17 protein-coding genes are annotated in these 17,911 nt (G+C 34.2%); 9 read left to right on the top strand and 8 right to left on the bottom strand.

Annotated features, from left to right (window positions below):
* Positions 1–7: 7 nt before the first annotated feature.
* The 5 genes from DF185_RS10275 to DF185_RS10250 all read right to left on the bottom strand — a co-directional run bounded on the left by DF185_RS10275 (position 8) and on the right by DF185_RS10250 (position 6,538).
* Positions 8–766 carry an acyl-[acyl-carrier-protein] thioesterase gene (locus DF185_RS10275; RefSeq protein WP_110360664.1) on the bottom strand — a complete coding sequence of 253 codons (759 nt, stop codon included), beginning with the start codon at positions 764–766 and terminating at the stop codon, positions 8–10.
* On the bottom strand, positions 766–1,950 hold the full coding sequence (locus DF185_RS10270) for a lipoprotein N-acyltransferase Lnb domain-containing protein (protein ID WP_110360663.1): 1,185 nt from the start codon (positions 1,948–1,950) through the stop codon (positions 766–768). Before DF185_RS10270 ends, DF185_RS10275 begins: the two co-directional genes overlap by 1 nt.
* Before the next feature lie 687 nt (positions 1,951–2,637).
* The gene (gene lolA1 / locus DF185_RS10260) at positions 2,638–3,279 is read right to left on the bottom strand and encodes an outer membrane lipoprotein periplasmic chaperone LolA1 (protein WP_110360661.1); all 642 of its coding nucleotides are present in this window, start codon (positions 3,277–3,279) and stop codon (positions 2,638–2,640) included.
* A 51-nt stretch (positions 3,280–3,330) separates the two neighbouring features.
* Positions 3,331–5,730 carry an FtsK/SpoIIIE family DNA translocase gene (locus DF185_RS10255; RefSeq protein WP_110360660.1) on the bottom strand — a complete coding sequence of 800 codons (2,400 nt, stop codon included), beginning with the start codon at positions 5,728–5,730 and terminating at the stop codon, positions 3,331–3,333.
* Between the two features lie 127 nt (positions 5,731–5,857).
* Positions 5,858–6,538: a hypothetical protein gene (locus DF185_RS10250; protein WP_110360659.1), complete on the bottom strand. Its 681-nt coding sequence runs from the start codon at positions 6,536–6,538 to the stop codon at positions 5,858–5,860.
* Between the two features lie 436 nt (positions 6,539–6,974).
* Between DF185_RS10250 and arcC the strand changes: the two genes are divergently transcribed.
* Positions 6,975–7,931, top strand: a complete 957-nt coding sequence (gene arcC / locus DF185_RS10245) for a carbamate kinase (RefSeq protein ID WP_110360658.1) — start codon at positions 6,975–6,977, stop codon at positions 7,929–7,931.
* A 92-nt stretch (positions 7,932–8,023) separates the two neighbouring features.
* Positions 8,024–9,025 (top strand): ornithine carbamoyltransferase, encoded by a 1,002-nt coding sequence (locus DF185_RS10240; protein WP_110360657.1) that lies wholly within the window; start codon positions 8,024–8,026, stop codon positions 9,023–9,025.
* Between the two features lie 111 nt (positions 9,026–9,136).
* Here the strand turns inward: DF185_RS10240 and DF185_RS10235 are convergent, their stop codons facing one another.
* From DF185_RS10235 to DF185_RS10225, 3 genes are all read right to left on the bottom strand, one after another.
* On the bottom strand, positions 9,137–9,346 hold the full coding sequence (locus DF185_RS10235; protein WP_110360656.1) for a FeoB-associated Cys-rich membrane protein: 210 nt from the start codon (positions 9,344–9,346) through the stop codon (positions 9,137–9,139).
* Positions 9,347–9,349: 3 nt separating this feature from the next.
* A complete protein-coding gene (gene feoB, locus DF185_RS10230) occupies positions 9,350–11,917 on the bottom strand; it encodes a ferrous iron transport protein B (RefSeq protein WP_243421766.1) in 2,568 nt (855 codons plus the stop codon).
* Positions 11,918–12,173: 256 nt separating this feature from the next.
* Positions 12,174–12,569: a DUF3276 family protein gene (locus tag DF185_RS10225; protein ID WP_110360655.1), complete on the bottom strand. Its 396-nt coding sequence runs from the start codon at positions 12,567–12,569 to the stop codon at positions 12,174–12,176.
* A gap of 286 nt (positions 12,570–12,855) precedes the next feature.
* Here DF185_RS10225 and nusB point away from each other — a divergent pair, with 286 nt between their 5' ends.
* The 7 genes from nusB (at position 12,856) to DF185_RS10190 (ending at position 17,763) form a co-directional block, all read left to right on the top strand.
* A complete protein-coding gene (gene nusB, locus DF185_RS10220; protein WP_110360654.1) occupies positions 12,856–13,806 on the top strand; it encodes a transcription antitermination factor NusB in 951 nt (316 codons plus the stop codon).
* A 125-nt stretch (positions 13,807–13,931) separates the two neighbouring features.
* The gene (locus DF185_RS10215) at positions 13,932–14,387 is read left to right on the top strand and encodes a DUF1573 domain-containing protein (protein WP_110360653.1); all 456 of its coding nucleotides are present in this window, start codon (positions 13,932–13,934) and stop codon (positions 14,385–14,387) included.
* A gap of 61 nt (positions 14,388–14,448) precedes the next feature.
* The gene (gene yajC, locus DF185_RS10210) at positions 14,449–14,766 is read left to right on the top strand and encodes a preprotein translocase subunit YajC (protein ID WP_110360652.1); all 318 of its coding nucleotides are present in this window, start codon (positions 14,449–14,451) and stop codon (positions 14,764–14,766) included.
* Between the two features lie 50 nt (positions 14,767–14,816).
* Positions 14,817–15,830 (top strand): CdaR family protein, encoded by a 1,014-nt coding sequence (locus DF185_RS10205; protein WP_110360651.1) that lies wholly within the window; start codon positions 14,817–14,819, stop codon positions 15,828–15,830.
* Positions 15,831–15,839: 9 nt separating this feature from the next.
* The gene (gene coaE / locus DF185_RS10200; protein WP_110360650.1) at positions 15,840–16,421 is read left to right on the top strand and encodes a dephospho-CoA kinase; all 582 of its coding nucleotides are present in this window, start codon (positions 15,840–15,842) and stop codon (positions 16,419–16,421) included.
* A gap of 114 nt (positions 16,422–16,535) precedes the next feature.
* On the top strand, positions 16,536–17,255 hold the full coding sequence (locus DF185_RS10195) for a TerB family tellurite resistance protein (RefSeq protein WP_110360649.1): 720 nt from the start codon (positions 16,536–16,538) through the stop codon (positions 17,253–17,255).
* Between the two features lie 91 nt (positions 17,256–17,346).
* On the top strand, positions 17,347–17,763 hold the full coding sequence (locus tag DF185_RS10190; protein ID WP_110360946.1) for a DUF5606 family protein: 417 nt from the start codon (positions 17,347–17,349) through the stop codon (positions 17,761–17,763).
* Positions 17,764–17,911: the final 148 nt, after the last annotated feature.

The raw sequence follows: 17,911 nt of genomic DNA, 5'->3' as shown, positions 1-17,911 counted from the left end.
TCTTAAATTATTTCCATTTAATAATAGACCTGCAATTTTCTACATTGCTTTTGTTGTTTCTAATCAGAAAGTGAGATTCGCGATCGTCATTATTACTGTAATTGTTATAAATGCTTAATTTATCGTTGTATTTGGCCTCGTGCAGAAAATTAATTTCCAATTCATCGATCGAGCCAGAGCTTAATTTCTCTATTGGACAAGAATCTATTATCCATTTGATGTACTTCACATTATTAACATGCTGGTTAATGTCAATATCGCTAAAATGCACATCAATAGTTAAGTTTGGATTTTCAGGAACATCAGTATTTAATTTTTGCAAAGGTGCTTCAAATACCTTTTTGGCATTGTCATATTTCGCACCATCGATAATGGAGTGGGGGCGAGTTGGCCTTTTGCTCTTGATATTAATAATTAACCACGATGAACTTGCCAGGATGATCGTCTTGCCATCTTTATCAAGAATTCTAAAATCTCTGTTCCCAAATAAGCCTTCAATTCCTGTAGGCCAGGTTTCAACGGTTATTTCATCGGTCCATTTCGGATAATCAATAACTTTCACCTTTAATCGGGTTAAAACCCATGATAAATCTTGCTGCATTAATTTATCGATTCCCCAATTTAAGGCATCGGCATGCATACCCGCAATTTCTTGCAGGTAATTGCATATGGATGTAAGTTTAACCCTTCCATTAAAATCGGTATCGAAAGAGCCAATTCGGAATGTTTTTGTAAATTTTGTTTGATTAATTTCTAAAGTATCCATTAAACCAACTTGAGTTTTAATTTTTTAACGATATAGATTGATCGTATGAATAATAAGGCTACAATTGGCAAAATTTCATTCGGAAATGATTGTGGAATGATGAACCATGTCGCCAAAACAATTAATAATAGTACAGAGCTTGTAAAGAAGAAGAAGTATGATGCTTTATTTTTCAAGCCTAGCAAGATGTTTGCTACAGGAAAGTAAAAAGGTAACGCCCAAAGGATATTCCAGTTTGGTCCGGTTGCTTGATGATCGGTAAAAAACCAAAGAAAAATAATTACCCAACCCACTAAACCTGTTACTCCGAACAAAACGTGATCGATAATAAAATAATTGAGCTTGCTTTTTAATGTACGAATGCTTACCCATAAAATGATTAGTGAAAGTATCCCGAATATAAAACCTGGGCGCTTGTACCATTCTGTCATTTTATAATCCAAAGCTGGATTTAATACTTCTTTGGTATGGCTAACAAGTGGAACTCTTTCGCCATTATTTAATACGGTAGCTTCGGCAAAAGCATACATCATGTTATCAGGTAAAAACATATACTGGTATGGCGTTGCTTCCACATCGCATGGCGAACCTAAAATGATATGGATCCCCAAGTGAATCCATCGACTTCGATTCATAAAATGATCCAGCAAGTTCCAGAAGTTTTTAGGCTCATCCTTATTTTCTTTGTAAATGATTTTGCCCTCAACATTGGCCTCAATAATGTCTCTTATTCGGGTTGAACAATTGTCGAACAAGAAATCGTAATAATAATACCTATTTTCTGGCTTGTAGTTTTCCGCTACCGCGGCAAATAGCTTTCTTTTTGTATCAAGATCTAAATTTAATTTCTGCTCGGTTACTCCTTGACCAGATTTCATATATTCAGGCAAAAAATCACGGTAAGATTCATATGCTAAACGATACATTAATTTTCCCCTAGCAAACTTTGTGTAAAAATTTGGGGTGTTAAAATTGAATGTCCCATAATTAAAAACTAGGTCAATTTTGTTTAGAGGATCATGAAATCGCAGTGCTGAGTGTCCCCAATGTCGGTAAATATCTTCACCTGGCGAACAGGTTAGCAAACTTACTTCAGATTGTTCGGAAAGTTGCTTAGCGTTTGTATGTGATAATGATAGGATGCCTATTACAAATAGGCATATAAAGAATTTGAATCTTTTCATAAGGATGAATATTTATCTGATCGAAGATATACAAAATACCAGTATTTTGTATGTGTTGATCTCATAAAACGTTCTTATTTCAGATATATTGGAGGAAATGAAAGAATTAATGAAGAAGTTAATTTCTCTCTTTTAATTTGCTCGCTTTTGAAATAGGAAAAACAACTTCAGGCCAAAATTTTATCCCATTTCTTTCTGCAATTGGTCGACTTTTTCAAAAATTGCGTTTTGAAGTGAGCAATTCTACTTTTTTTCAAAAAGTTGGGTTTTGCAGTTGTAAAAAGTACTTCTAGCCAAAAATACAACTCATTGTCACATGACAATGGGTTGACTTTTTCAAAAAAACTTTTTTGTGGTTTACAATACCACTTTTTTCCAAAAAGTTTGGGTTTTGCAATTGTAAAAAGTACTTCTAGCCAAGAATACAACTTATTGTCACATGACAATGGGTTGACTTTTTCAAAAAAAGCTTTTTTGTGGTTTACAATACCACTTTTTTCCAAAAAGTTGGGTTTTTGCAATTGTATAAAGTACTTCGCATCAAAATTTTACTCTACTTCCTTTTGCAATTGATCTTTTTTTTAGAATGAAATCCTTTTTCAGTTTAAATTACATTAATTCTATTATTGTATAAAAAAATCCCCTGCGAGAGCAGAGGATTGGAGTATATATTTTAGTAGAATTACTTTATCTCATATCATTAATATCCACATCAGGATTTGCAGCAGTATCGAATACAAAATCCTTATCAGTCAATGTAACATTAGGCGTAAGTTTCTTCAAGATAATGCTAACATCATTTCCATCTTTACCAACTGATTTTAGAGCACTGATTTGGTTTGTAGCCTGATCAATTTTTAGTCGGATGTGAGTAAAACCACGCTCTTCATCGGTAGGAAATAAATCGATTACATGAAGTTTTTTCCCTTTTTCACTTACTTCATTTACATATTTATAAGTAAAACCATTTTCGTAGATGGAAAAAATCTTAGCAGGGTTTAATGCTTCATCTTCGTCTTCATCTGGCTCTTTGATGCTTACTTCTTCAGCATCAATAATGTGAGAATATTGAGTTGTTCCATCAAAATAGGTGTCAACTCCCATCAATTGAAGTTTGTATTTGTTCTCTTTTAGTATGATACTTCCTTCCGAGATTTCGTGAATATCCTCTTCTTCGTTGTCCATAGAAAAGGTAAACTCCGCCTTAATACTTTTATATTCTTTATTTATAGCTGATACTTTATCTAGAATCGCTTTTGCTTTAGCATCTTGTGCTGATACATTTAGACTGATAAGTCCAAGTAAGAGGAAACAAAAAATGTTTTTCATTGTTCTGATTTTATAATTTGTTCGATTTTTAATTCAATTATTGTGCCAGATCTAATTTGCAATGTTATTTAAAAGTTGCTCTAGCGAATATTCATCCTGAATAAGTACCTGTCGGGCTTTACTTCCTTCAAAAGGACCTACAATTCCTGCAGCTTCCAGCTGATCAACAATTCTACCTGCGCGGTTATAGCCAATCGAGAATCGGCGCTGAATTCCCGAAGTTGATCCTTGCTGTGAAGTTACCACCAAGCGAGCAGCTTCTTCAAACAATGCATCGCGCTTCTGCAGATCAATTTCACCAGCTCCACTTTCCGCTGATTCTCCAACATATTCAGGCAACATCAGTGCAGAAGGGTAGGATTGCTGCTCCATAATATAATCTGTAATTGCTTCAACTTCTGGGGTATCCACAAAGGCACATTGTACACGAACCAAATCGCTACTGGTTGATATCAGCATATCACCTCGCCCAATTAACTGATTGGCGCCAGGACTATCCAAAATGGTTCTCGAGTCAATCATCGAAGCTACTTTAAATGCAATTCGGGCAGGGAAGTTCGCCTTGATTACACCCGTAATGATATTTGTTGAAGGTCTTTGTGTGGCAATAATCATGTGAATACCAATTGCACGCGCCAACTGGGCAATTCTGGCAATTGGAGCTTCAACCTCCTTACCAGCGGTCATAATCAAATCGGCAAACTCATCAATAATTACCACAATATATGGCAAGTATCTGTGTCCGTTTTCCGGATTTAATTTGTGTTTTACAAATTTGGTATTGTATTCTTTAATGTTTCTTGCATGCGCTTTTTTCAGCAAATCGTAACGAGAATCCATTTCGATACACAAGGAATTCAATGTTGCAATTACCTTATTGATATCTGTAATAATTGGTTCTTCTTCGTCGGGAAGTTTTGCCAAGAAGTGTTTCTCGATGGTTGAATAAATGCTTAACTCTACCTTTTTAGGGTCAATCAAAACAAACTTCAATTGTGATGGATGCTTTTTATACAAAAGAGATGTAATGATTGCATTCAAACCAACCGACTTACCTTGACCAGTAGCGCCAGCCACCAGAAGGTGAGGCATTTTTGCCAAATCGAGCGTATAGGTTTCGTTGGAAATGGTACGCCCCATGGCAACAGGAAGTGCATGTTTCGATTCTTGGAATTTCTTCGATGCAATAATTCCTTTCATGGAAACTACCTCAGGATTTTGGTTAGGTACCTCAATACCAATTGTTCCTTTTCCGGGAATAGGAGCAATGATACGAATTCCTAATGCCGACAAACTTAGTGCAATGTCATCTTCCAGGTTTTTAATCTTGGAAATTCTAACTCCTGGTGCGGGAACAATTTCATAAAGAGTAACCGTAGGTCCGATGGTTGCTTTAATTTGTACAATTTCAATTTTATAATGTCGAAGAGTTTCAACAATTTTATTCTTGTTGCTTTCCAACTCCTCTTTGCTTACCACCGAATTGTTTATTTGGTGATCTTCCAATAAGTCAATGGTTGGGAACTTATATCTTGATAAATCCAAGGTTGGATCGAAATCCTCTAAAGGTTCTTGATTAATAGGAACAGTTTCTTCCTGTTCTCTTACTGTTTCAATTTTTAACTCTACATCATCTTCACTTTCTGCTTCCTTTGCAACAGGTTCTTCTATTACTTCTAACGGAGCTTCTGGCTCTTCTGTTAATAGAATTTCCGATTCGAAGTTTGGTGTTTCTAACTCTACTCCTTCAATGGCTTCTGGTTGTTCTGTAATTTCTTCAGCAACCTCCTCTTCTTCTAAAACATCATCTTCAGTAATCGCTTCCGCGGATTTCTCTTTCTTCTTAACCAATCCTTTAAAAAAGCCAACGGTATTTTGAAATCCGAATGTTAACAGGCAAAGAAGACTTAATATTAATAAGAATAAAGTTCCTACGCTACCAATAATGGAAACTAGCCATTCACTTATAAAGAATCCATGAATACCACCCAGGAACAGAAACGAATCGCTTGTTGAATCTACAAATACAAAGGCCATTCCTATTGACAACCAAATGCTAAATAATAAGGTATAAAGAATACTTTTTCTGATGGATTGAATTTTTAATCCCCACGATCGCAAGGATAGAACCACCATAACATATAGAAAAGAAAAAGATGCAATTCCAAAGCCTTTGTTGATAAATAGATTTGAAAGGTAAGCTCCGGTTTTACCCGTCCAGTTTTCTACTCTTATTTCCGAATCCGTAATTAACTCGAGCCATTTAATATCCAGTTTACTTTGATCTGCACCTCCTGTAAAAAAGAAAGACACAAATGCCAAGCATGTATATATGGTAAAAAGAGAAAGAGTAACTCCCAAAATAAAACGAGCTCTTTCGTCATTTAAAAACTTGGGTTTTGAGAATATCTTTCTTTTGGATTTAGGTTTTGATTTCTTTTTTGTAGCCATTCGATTATTTTTCAGTGTGTTGCTGATGTCACGCTGTTGCGAAATTTATGTAAAAGTAATAAAAATGACTTGGAAATCCACAGTTTTACCGGCGTACAAAAGATTAATTTTTGTCTAAAATCTTTAACTAGTTGAAACCTAAAATATATTTCTTCAAAGTTGCCTTATCAGAAAGAACGTAGCCTTCAGGAACTGTAAATTCATCTTGACATATTTCTTCTAAGCTTACAGATTCTGCCGTAAATTTTGTTCGTATTTTATTCATTGTAGTTTCAAACTCCATAAGAACACCCTCAATCTCATTTAATGGTGTGTTTCTGTTTGGATTTGCAAGACCAATCTCTTCTGTATACGCAACTTTGATAGGATTTATTGTTTTGTCCTCGAAAAAAAGCTTGGCAACTTTGCATTTGTAACCAGCTACTATTTTACTTTCATCTAAGTATTTTATTTTGGTAGGAGATAGTTGGTTGTAAATAAAAGCAACCTCTTCTTTCGGAAATTCATAATTGAATTTGTTGTTCAGTACCTTAAGGAGTATGTGGCTTTTATCACATTCGAAATTTGAAATAAATTTTGTGCTGAAAAATCCAAGGTATCCCTCAGAGGTTAAACTGATGTTATTTTCTTTGAACCTTAATTCTACCTTGTTCGGAAGAAGTGCGACAATAGGATTTTCTTTTTCCGAAGCGTAATAACTAACATCGTAAATAATAAGTCCTTCGTCGGCTTTGTTCTTATTTCCTGATTTATTATTACAAGAACTTAAGATGATTGTAAATAAAAGAAGGAAAATGGGTAGCCTCATAAAATTCGAGTTAGTTGGTAAATTTAGTTAGGTATAGTAGCTTTAAAATACTTCCTAAAAGTATAAAAACATACTAGAATAAATGTTAAAACTAATCTTCTTTCTCAAAGAATCTAAAGTTTCTACGATTATTTTGGTTTTAAGTTTTAAATTATGCTGATAAGATGAATAAAATAAATTTGGATTAAAATCTAAAAAAAATAAACATAACAGCATTGTTTAATTTGATTTGTGCAAACGAGTGATATGAAGTTTTCAGTTTGCTTTGAATTTCATTATTTTACAAGATAAACTACTAAACAGTAAAAATAGAATCTCTGTAATGTGTTGAAAAACAGTGTTTGAAAAAGTTTTTAAAAAAATGCAATTTTTCTTGTTTTGTAATTTATTTTTTTAGTTTTGCAAAACTAACAAGAAAAACATAAAGCGAAAAGTAATGAATAAATTAGCAGTTGTAGCCTTAGGAGGTAATGCGTTGCTTCGAGGCAATCAGAAAGGTACTGTTGAAGAACAAAATACAAACACAACAGATACTCTTGAAAATTTGATTTTCCTTATTAAAGAAGGATATGATATTGTTTTGGCTCACGGTAATGGTCCACAAGTTGGAAACATTCTAATGAGAAACGATGCTGGTGAGCAAATGTATAATATTCCTCAAATGCCATTGGATATTGATGTTGCCGATTCTCAGGGAGGTATTGGTTACATGATTGAGCGTAACTTAAGAAACATTTTGAAGAAGCATGGTATTCAGAAAGATGTTATTACTTTGGTTACTCAGGTTGTTGTTGATAAGGATGATCCAGCGTTTGAAAATCCAACAAAACGTGTAGGTAAGATCTATACTAAAGAAGAAGCTGATGTATTGGCTGCTGATAAAGGATGGATTTTTAAAGAAGAAGTAAAAGCTGATGGTGGATGGAGAAGAGTAGTGCCTTCGCCAAGACCAATGAGAGTTATGAACGAAGAAATCGTTTCAAAATTGGCTCGTGAAGGAAATATTGTTATCACTGTTGGTGGTGGTGGTGTTCCTGTATACGAGGATGCTGATGGTCAGATTTGTCCAGTAGAAGGTGTTATAGACAAAGACTTGGCTTCTGCCTTAATTGGTGCAAGAATTGAAGCTGATGAATTCTATATCTTAACTGATGTTCCATATATCTACAAGAACTTTAAGCAACCAAACGAAGAAATTTTAGAATTCCTTGACTACAAAGATACCATGGAATTGATGAAAGATGGTCAATTTGCAGAAGGTAGTATGGCCCCAAAAATTAGAGCTTGCCTGGAGTTTGTTCAAAATGGAGGTAAAAAATCGGTAATTACCGAAGCTACTAAGCTTGAGGACAAAAAGTATGGTAGTAAAATTACTATGGAATACGAGAAATAAAATTAAATAAGAATCTTGTGCCTTCGTTTTGTTATGTTGGTACAAGACTCTATTTTTGACAAATATTTGTTTATCCTATTAAAATTATAACAATGGCTTTCAATCTTAGAAACAGAAGTTTTTTGAAGCTTTTGGATTTTTCTCCAAAAGAAATTCAGTACATGTTAGATCTTGCAAGAGATTTAAAAAGAGCTAAATATGCTGGTAACGAAGTTCAAACTCTAAAGGGTAAGAACATCGCTTTAATTTTCGAGAAGTCTTCTACTCGTACGCGTTGTGCTTTTGAAACAGCTGCTTACGATCAGGGAGCTCACGTAACTTATTTGGGACCTTCAGGATCTCAGATTGGTGTTAAGGAATCTATGGCTGATACTGCACGCGTACTAGGTCGTATGTATGATGGTATTGAGTACCGTGGTTTCGGTCAGACTGTTGTTGAAGAGTTGGCTAAGCACGCTGGTGTACCAGTATGGAATGGTTTAACTGACGAATTCCACCCAACTCAAATTTTGGCTGACTTCCTTACTATGATGGAGCACTGTGATAAGCCATTACACCAAGTTTCTTTCGCTTATCTAGGTGATGCTAGAAACAACATGGCTAACTCATTAATGGTAGGTGCTGCTAAAATGGGTATGGATGTAAGAATCGTAGGTCCTAAGAATCTTCAACCAGAAGAAGAATTGGTAGCTCAATGTCTTGAAATTGCTAAAGAAACAGGTGCAAAAGTAACTGTTACTGATAACACTGAAGAAGGTGTTAAAGGTTGTGATTTCCTTTATACTGACGTTTGGGTATCAATGGGTGAGCCAGATGAAGTATGGAAAGAAAGAATTGATACGTTGAAGCCATACCAAGTGAATAAGGAAACTATGGAAATGACTGGTAACGATAAGTGTAAATTCATGCACTGTCTTCCTGCTTACCACAACAGAGAAACTAAAGTAGGAGAAGAAGTTTTCCAGAAGTTTGGTTTAGACGGTATCGAAGTAACTGAAGAAGTATTCGAATCTCCAGCATCTATCGTATTTGATGAAGCTGAAAATCGTCTTCACACTATTAAAGCTGTAATGGTTGCTACTTTAGGAGCATAATTAAGCTTAAAGCATAAGATAAATGAAAGGGATAACAATTGTTATCCCTTTTTTTTGTTATGATTAAATTGTATGTTCTAATGCATTTGTAAGTAGTGGTATCGGGGATAGTTAGTTTTTAAGATATGTAAACTTTTCATTCTTATCAATTGAAATTGTATGAATCCCTTTATTTTTAAGTTCATTCTTAAAATCACAACCGCTGCATCCGCCACCACAAGCGGATTCTTTTTGTTTTTTTACCATTTGAAACAGTTGATAGAGTGTATATCCAACTGCATAAGTAATAATTAGGTATGTTAGTGCAAGCTGTATGCTCATGATTTAAATTATTAAGTTCCCTACTTGATAGACAATAAATGAAACCAGCCATGCAAGTCCGGTTGTATAAAATACAACAAATGCAGTCCATTTCCAATTTGCTTCTTTAACTAATGCTGCAACTACAGCTACACAAGGAAAATAAATCAAAGTGAAAATCAAGAATGATAAGGCTGTTAAGGCACTAAAAACCTTTTCTCCAGTTCTGTGACTACCTGTGAATTCCTGTTCTCTTAATTTGCTTCTTAAGCTCTCGCTAGTTTCATCGCTGCCTTCTCCTTCCTGATATAATACGCCCATTGTACTTACAACTACTTCTTTTGCTGCAATTCCTGTAAGCATACTAACTGACATTTTCCAGTCGAAACCCAAAGGATGCATTGCAGGAGCAATAAAATGTCCAATTCTACCTATGTATGAATTTTCCTGCTTTTCTTCAAGCATATCGTTTCGTAGTGTAGCAATTTCTGCATCACTTTGTTGTTGTATGAAACCTTTGTCAACTTCATTTGCATTTTCCAGTTTTACTTTGGTGTTGGCTTCATTTTGTGCAATTAAGTTATTGTAATCTTTTGAGTAATCTACGTCTAATGGGAAATATCCCAAAGCCCAGATTATTACGGAAGCAACTAGAATAACACCACCCATTTTCTTTAAATACTGTACTCCTTTGCTCCACATATGTCTAGTGGTTGCTTTTAGAGTTGGTATTCTATATGGAGGTAACTCCATTACAAATGGCGCATCTTTTGATTTAAAAAAGCTGGCTTTAAAAATCTTCGCAAATAATACTGCTAATGCAATACCTAGCATGTAAATGCCGAAAAGCATTACACTTGCGTTTTCTGGGAAAAAGGTACCAATGATAAGAATGTAAACCGGCAATCGAGCACTACATGACATGAATGGAATAATCATCATGGTCAGTATCCTGTCGCTTCTATTCTCAAGTGTTCTGGTAGCCATCATAGCTGGCACATTACATCCAAATCCCATAACCAAAGGGATGAATGATTTTCCATGTAGGCCTATTTTGTGCATCAACTTATCCATGATGAACGCAGCACGTGCCATGTAGCCTGTGTCTTCCATAAAGGAAATAAAGAAGAAGAGGATAAGAATGTTAGGCAGAAAAACAATAACTCCTCCAACACCTCCGATAATTCCATCAATAAGAAGGTCTTTTAGTGGACCTTCCGCCATTAAATTATCGATTAAGTTGCTTAAACCCTCTACACCCATTTCTATCCAACTCATTGGGTATTCACCCAAGTTGAATGTGGCGTAGAATGTTAAAAACATAAAGCTTAAGAAGATAGGAAATCCAAATAATTTATGAGTGATAAATGTATCAATCAAGGTTGTATTTCGTCTTCTCTTGATAGGGCTTTCCTTATAGGTTTCTTTCAGAGCTCCATCAATAAAACCATATTTGGCATCTGTAATAACCGTTTCGCATACTTCGCCAAATTCCTTTTCAATCTTTGCAATTTGTTCTTTTGCTACCGACTTTATTTCAAAATGAAGATCGCTTTCGTGAATAATATGACGTGCACTTTCATCATCTTCCAAAAGCTTTATTGATAGATATCTTGGCGACATGCTAGAAGATAGCTTTCGATCTTTCTTGATTACGGTTTGTATTTTAGAAATAGCGGTTTCTACAATTTTACCGTAATTGATATGAATGTGTCTAACTATTGGATCTCTGTCTTCATATACTTCAATCGCCTTGTCGAATAATTCTTTTACCCCTTTACCTTTTGAACTAACAGTTGGAACAATAGGAATTCCCAACATTTTTGAAAGTTCCTTATAATTGAAAGTTGCTCCTTTCTTTTCCAATTCATCGTACATGTTTAAGGCTAATATTACCTTAATATCCATGTCGATAAGCTGAGTTGTTAGGTAAAGGTTTCTTTCTAAGTTTGAAGCATCTACAACGTTGATAACAACATCAGGACTTTCATTCATGATGTATTTTCTTACGAATAATTCTTCAGGAGTATACGCGGTAAGGGAATAAGTTCCTGGTAGATCCGTTACATCAAATTGATAACCATTTTGCTTTACTCGAGCTTGTTTAGAGTCAACTGTAACGCCGCTGTAATTTCCTACGTGTTCTTTAGATCCAGAGGCATGGTTGAATAATGTTGTTTTTCCGGCATTAGGATTTCCTACAAGAGCTACATTTATCTTTTTTCCTTTTTCTTTCGCTGAAGTTTTAAGTACTTCATCACTAATTGTTCCTTCGAAATCGGATAATTTTATACTATTCGCTTCTTTTTGGGTAATTACTTCAATTAATGCAGCTTCGCTTCTACGCAGAGAAACTTCATACCCCATAATTTCATACTCTACAGGATCTTTTAAAGGAGCATTTTTAATAACAGTAACTTTTTTCCCTTTAACAAAGCCCATTTCGGTAATTCTCTTTCGAAATGCACCATGTCCTAAAACTTTGGTTATTATTCCTTCTTGATTATCTGTTAACTCAGATAGTTTCATTCGTTCTAAATTTCCTTGTTGTGTGTTGTTGCCTGATTTGTCAGGTAGTTTAGTATTCATCATGTGATGTTATTTTCCGATGAGAAACACCACAAATTTTCCTAAAAGTTGGTCAAACGTATAGGAAATTTTCAATATTTACAATCCCTATTAATAGGGATTTTTAATACTCATTAAAATAAATGAGGCGTTATATTTGGACTTAATAAAAATATGCCCAATGCAAATGTAACAGTTTTGTGTTATTTTTTTACACTAGTGTGCAAGAAACAAAAAAAGCTGCTCGTTAAAAGCAGCTTTAAGTTTTATAAAATGATATTTATTCCGATAAATCTTCAAATTCAACGTTTGAATAGGCCTCCGCTTCTAATCCTTCAATTAGTTCTGAGTTTGTATTTTGTTCTTCGGTTACGAACAATTCTTCTACTTCGTTGGCTTCTTTATTCGATGATTTGATAAAATCCAAAGCTTCTAGCAATCCTTCAGAAAATTTGTCAAAATCTTCTTTGTATAGAAATACTTTGTGTTTCTCGAAGGAATAGTTTCCTTCTTTGTCATAGCGTTTTTTACTTTCTGTAATTGTAAGATAGTAGTCGTTTTTCCTTGTTGCTTTTACATCAAAGAAGTACGTCCTTTTTCCCGCCCTAATCGCGTTCGAAAAAATTTCATCGCGATTCTTTTTTCCATATCCATCTTTATTGTCGTAACCTTCCATTTCAAATAAATTTTAATTTATTCTGTTTATTGTCTTCAAAAATAAAAAAATCTGCGTACTAATTGCTATTACTTAGTAATTTATTATCGTAAAAAAGTAATTTAAATTCAGTATGCAAACCTTTTCAATTGGCTTTGATTGACTTACATCATTTTGTTATATGTAAAGTATAGGATAGTCTGATCTTTAATTCTTTTTACTGTTTTTTTCAAAATTACTTGTCGGGTTATAAAAAAAGTCTAATTTTGCAGCCACAATAACAAATTTGTAAAAGTTCTTTAAGGATATGATTAGTAGAAGATTACTTCGAGTGAAAGTATTGCAATTGCTGTATGCGTACTATAAAAACCAAGATCGCACAATTGCAAAAGCTGAAAAAGAATTGTTTTTCAGTATTGGTAAAGCTTACGATTTGTACCATTATTTGCTTCTGCTGATTGTAGAGCTAGCTTTTGTTTCAGAAAAGAAGATTGAAACAGCTAAAGCTAAAATTATCCCTACTCAAGAGGATCTTAATCCCAACACCAGATTTATAGACAACAAAGTAATTAGACAATTGGCTGAAAACATACAGTTGAATAGTTATGCTGAATCCAATACAATTACATGGACGGATCAGGAAGATTACATTCGATTGTTATTTGATAAGTTGGTGAATTCAGATTTGTATATCGATTATATGAATGCTGAGAATAATTCTTATCAGGATGATAAAAAGTTTGTTGAGAAATTTTTCTTGACTCTTGTTGCTGCCGATGAAGATTTTTATTCTTTAATGGAAGAAAAAAGTATTTATTGGAATGATGAGATCGAATTTATCATTAGCATGGTAATTAAGACGATTAAGGGATTAAAAGAGAATGATGATCAGCATACTTCAATTATGTCTTTGTTTAAGGATGATGAAGATGAAGATTATGTGAAAACTTTGTTCCGTAAGGCTGTGGTGAATCACACAGAACATGTTGAGATGATTCAGAAAAACACCAAAAACTGGGATTTGGAGCGAATTGCCTTTATGGATATTCTAATTATGGAGTTGGCTTTAACTGAGTTGAAGGAGTTTCCGAATGTTCCGGTAAAGGTAAGTTTTAATGAGTATCTTGAAATTGCGAAGTTTTATAGTACTTCGAACTCAAGCAACTTTATTAATGGTATACTTGATAAATTGGTTAAAGAGTTAAAAGAAAATGGAAAAGTTAAGAAAGTAGGTAGAGGACTTGTTGGCGAGGTATAATCTTAACTTTTAATAGATAATTTAAAATGCGCTAATCAATGGATTAAGCGCATTTTTGTTTTATGCGAATTGATATGAACGGATTCATGGAAATTTTTGTACTTTCGAAATCCGAAAATTAAAGTATGAGTGTATTAAAATTTAGAGATATAAAGTGGGGCATTTTTGCGCAATTGTTGGTGTTTGTGTTTGTTTTAGGCTGCACAGGAAGTTCATCTAGAGAGAATAAGACAGTTGGATTAGATAGAGTAGAATCAGCAAAATCAGGCAAGTATCCTAAGTTTGAGTTTAGTAAAGAAATACATAAATTTGGGAAGATTTCGGAGGGAGAAATAGGAGTTTGCGATTTCTACTTTAAGAATGTTGGTAAAAGCAACTTAATCATTAAAAGTATAGAAAGTGATTGCGGTTGTGCAAACTTTAAATGGTCTAAGAAACCTATTAAAGTTGGAGAAGAATCAAAAATAACCATTGAGTTCAATTCCAAAGGACGATATGGAAAACAATACAAAGTTATTACGATTTATAGTAATACTTTGCAGAAAAAGAAAAAGCTGATTATTACAGCAAATGTGGATTAGTTATTAAATGATTTGTAATTTTATAATAAATCGGTCGAGAGACCATTAAATTTGGATTGAAATGAATATGCTAAACATCTTATTGATGACTCAGCCTGCAGAAGGTCAGGGAGGTTTAACTTCGTTTATTCCTTTGATTTTAATTATCGTAGTATTTTATTTCTTCATGATTCGTCCTCAGATGAAAAAACAGAAGGAGTTAAGAAAATTCCGTGATGAATTGAAGAAAGGTGATAAAGTTGTAACTACTGGTGGTATTTACGGAAAAGTACTGGAAATTCAGGAACGTGCAATTATTATGGAAGTAGAAGGACAAAACCGTTTGAAAATTGATAAAGCTGCGGTTGTAAAAGACATGAGTGACGTTGCTCAAAAATAATTTATCAGGCTGTGCCTACTAAGGCACAGCTTTTCTAAACACTAAGCACCTTGAATAATCTCGATCTTCAAAAACTAAAAGGATATTTTAACAAAGAAAAAATAACATCGAATAAAAAACTATTGGTTTATTTATTCTTTGTTGGTTTATCAACAATTTTTTGGTTTTTGAATGCACTGAGTAAAGAATATACAACGAGTATCAATTACCCTGTATATTACATGAACTTTCCGAAAGATAAAGTGCTTACCAATGATCTTCCCAAGAAGTTAAATTTGCGTGTAAATGCATATGGTTTTGATTTGCTTCGCTACAAATTGAGTACCGCTTTTTTATCAAATCCATTTGATGTAAATAAGTATACCAATAATAGAATTACTGGTAGCTCGCTTAATAGCTATAACCTTCTCACCTCAAACATAACAGAAAGAATAGAGAAAGAGTTGTCGACAGGTATTCGTTTGGAAGCCATTAGTCCAGACACCATTCGTTTTCAATTTTCACCTATTTTGGAGAAAAAAGTACCGGTAGTATTGGATTTGAAACTGAATTATGAGCAGCAATTTATGAAGGGAGGGACAATTCTTCCAGAATTCGATAGTGTTTTGGTAAAAGGGCCTCAATCATTACTTGATTCGGTACGTTTTGCAAAAACAGAACCGTTGGAGTTATTGGGATTGAAAAAGAGCACAGAAAAGGAAATTGATTTTGAGAAAATTGAAGGAGTTAGTTTCTCACCTAAAAAACTCACAGTTAATATTCCTGTTGAACGATTTACCGAGGCTAATAAGAATGTATCGATAAAGGTTGATAACTTACCTGATTCAGTATTGTTACGTTTATTTCCGGGTGATGTAAAGCTTTCGTATTTCGTAGGAATGAATAAATATGAAAATATTACGGAAGATCATTTCGATGTAAGAGTAGATTATTTAGAAGCTGCACAAGGTGACGGAAACAAATTAAAGGTTGAGTTGAAGCGAAGTCCTGATTTTGTTTCAAATGTTCGTTTTTATCCTCAAACCGTTACTTTCCTAATTGAGAAACGTAAGTCGGTTCAATAACAGTTTATCATGCTAAAAATAGGTTTAACAGGAGGAATTGGTACAGGAAAATCTATTGTTGCCGAGGTATTTAAATTACTGGGAATTCCTGTGTATGTTTCCGACAAGGAAGCAAAACGCTTAATGATAGAAAGTGATGAAATTAGAACCAGGTTGATTGATAGATTTGGCGCTGATGTGTACTTTGAGAATAAAACTCTTAATAGAAAACACCTTTCCGATATTATTTTTAACAATCCTAAGGCTTTACAGGATATAAATGCGATTGTTCATCCTGTTGTTAGGAATGACTTTCAAAGCTGGAGCGAGAATCAGCAATCGCCATATGTAATACAAGAATCTGCAATATTATTCGATACTGGTTTGTATAAGAATTTTGATAAGATTATTTGTGTTACGGCAAGTGAAGAAATTAGAATTAAACGTGTGATGGAGCGTGATGGGGTTGATGCCAATGCGGTTATGGAGCGCATGAAGAATCAACTTGACGAAAATGTGAAAATTGAAAAATCAGATTTCGTAATTTATAACAATTCGGATTTAATATTGCCACAAATCATGAATATCCATGAGGAACTAAGTGGGTGTTAAACTTTGTTAAGGTTTTGTGATATATCTGATAAAGAACCTTAATTATACTATCTTTAAAGCTTTCTGGCTTTTTCAGCCAGATATTAATAATACATTAAAAATTGATTGCCACATATGGGTAAATATGGAAAATGGATAGCCGGAGGATTAGGTTGGGCTTTTCTAGGACCATTAGGAGGTATTTTGGGATACTTGGTTGGTTCTGCTTTTGATACAATTGAAATAGAAGGAGGGAAGGTAGCAGGCCAAACTCGCCAGGGAGATTTCGTAATGAGCCTATTGGTTCTGGTTGCTGCAGTAATGAAAGCTGATGGAAAGGTGCTTCGTTCCGAACTGGATTACGTGAAAGCCAATTTGGTGAAAAGCTTTGGTGCTGCGCGTGCTACAGAAGCTGTTGGAATGCTCAAAGATATTTTAAAGCAAAATATTCCGGTTGAAGAAGTTTGCCGACAGGTTCAGGCTAATCTTGATTATTCTTCGAGATTACAGTTGATGCATTTTTTATTCGGAATTGCGAAGGCTGATGGATCAATTTCAAGTTCAGAACAGGCAATTATCGATAAGGTGTCATACTATCTTGGAATTCAAGGGAATGATTATTCTTCTATCAAGTCAATGTTTGTTCAGGATACTGATTCGAGTTATAAGATTCTTGGATTAAGCAAGGATGCTACTGATGAAGAAGTGAAAAAAGCCTACAAAAAAATGGCTATAAAATATCACCCCGATAAGGTAAGTTATCTTGGTGAAGATGTTCAAGAGGCTGCAAAAGAGAAGTTTCAGAAAGTAAATGAAGCTTTCGAGAAGATTAAGAAAGAGCGAGGCTTTGCATAAAACAAAAGCTTTTAAACTATTTTTTGCCAAATAGTTTTGTATAATACTATGGAATTATAAATTTGTGCTTCCAAAATTAAAATTTGAAAATATGTTGAAAGGAATATTAGCTATATCAGGACATTCGGGTCTTTTTAAAATGGTATCGAATGCAAAAAATGCTTTGATTGTTGAATCGTTGGTTGATAAAAAACGCATGCCAGCATATGCAACTTCAAAAATTAGCGCATTAGAAGATATCGCAATTTTTACAGATGAAGGAGATGTGCCATTGGCTGACGTTTTCAAAAACATTAAAGAGAAAGAAAACGGAGGAAAGGCAATCAGCCATAAAGCTTCAGGAAATGAATTGAAAGGATATATGGGTGAAGTATTGCCTAACTACGACGAAGATAGAGTATATGTATCGGATATGAAGAAAATATTCCAGTGGTATAATTTACTACAAGAAAACAATCTTCTTGAAGATCTTGATAAAGAAGAAGAGGTTGAAAATACTGAAGAGTAATTTTCAATTCTAAATAATTTGCAAACCGCTTTAGTTTTAAGGCGGTTTTTTTGTGCGAATTGGTATTGGGTGTGTTGGTTGAATTTATAGAGGAGTTCATCCGTGAGCGGAAGTAATCAATTAATTTTTTGGGAAGCTCGTCCATTGG

It is taken from the genome of Marinifilum breve, from assembly GCF_003202155.1.
Classification (GTDB): Bacteria; Bacteroidota; Bacteroidia; order Bacteroidales; family Marinifilaceae; genus Marinifilum; species Marinifilum breve.
The sequence above is the reverse complement of the archived record's forward strand: the minus strand, read 5'-3'. Positions and strand labels throughout refer to the sequence as shown.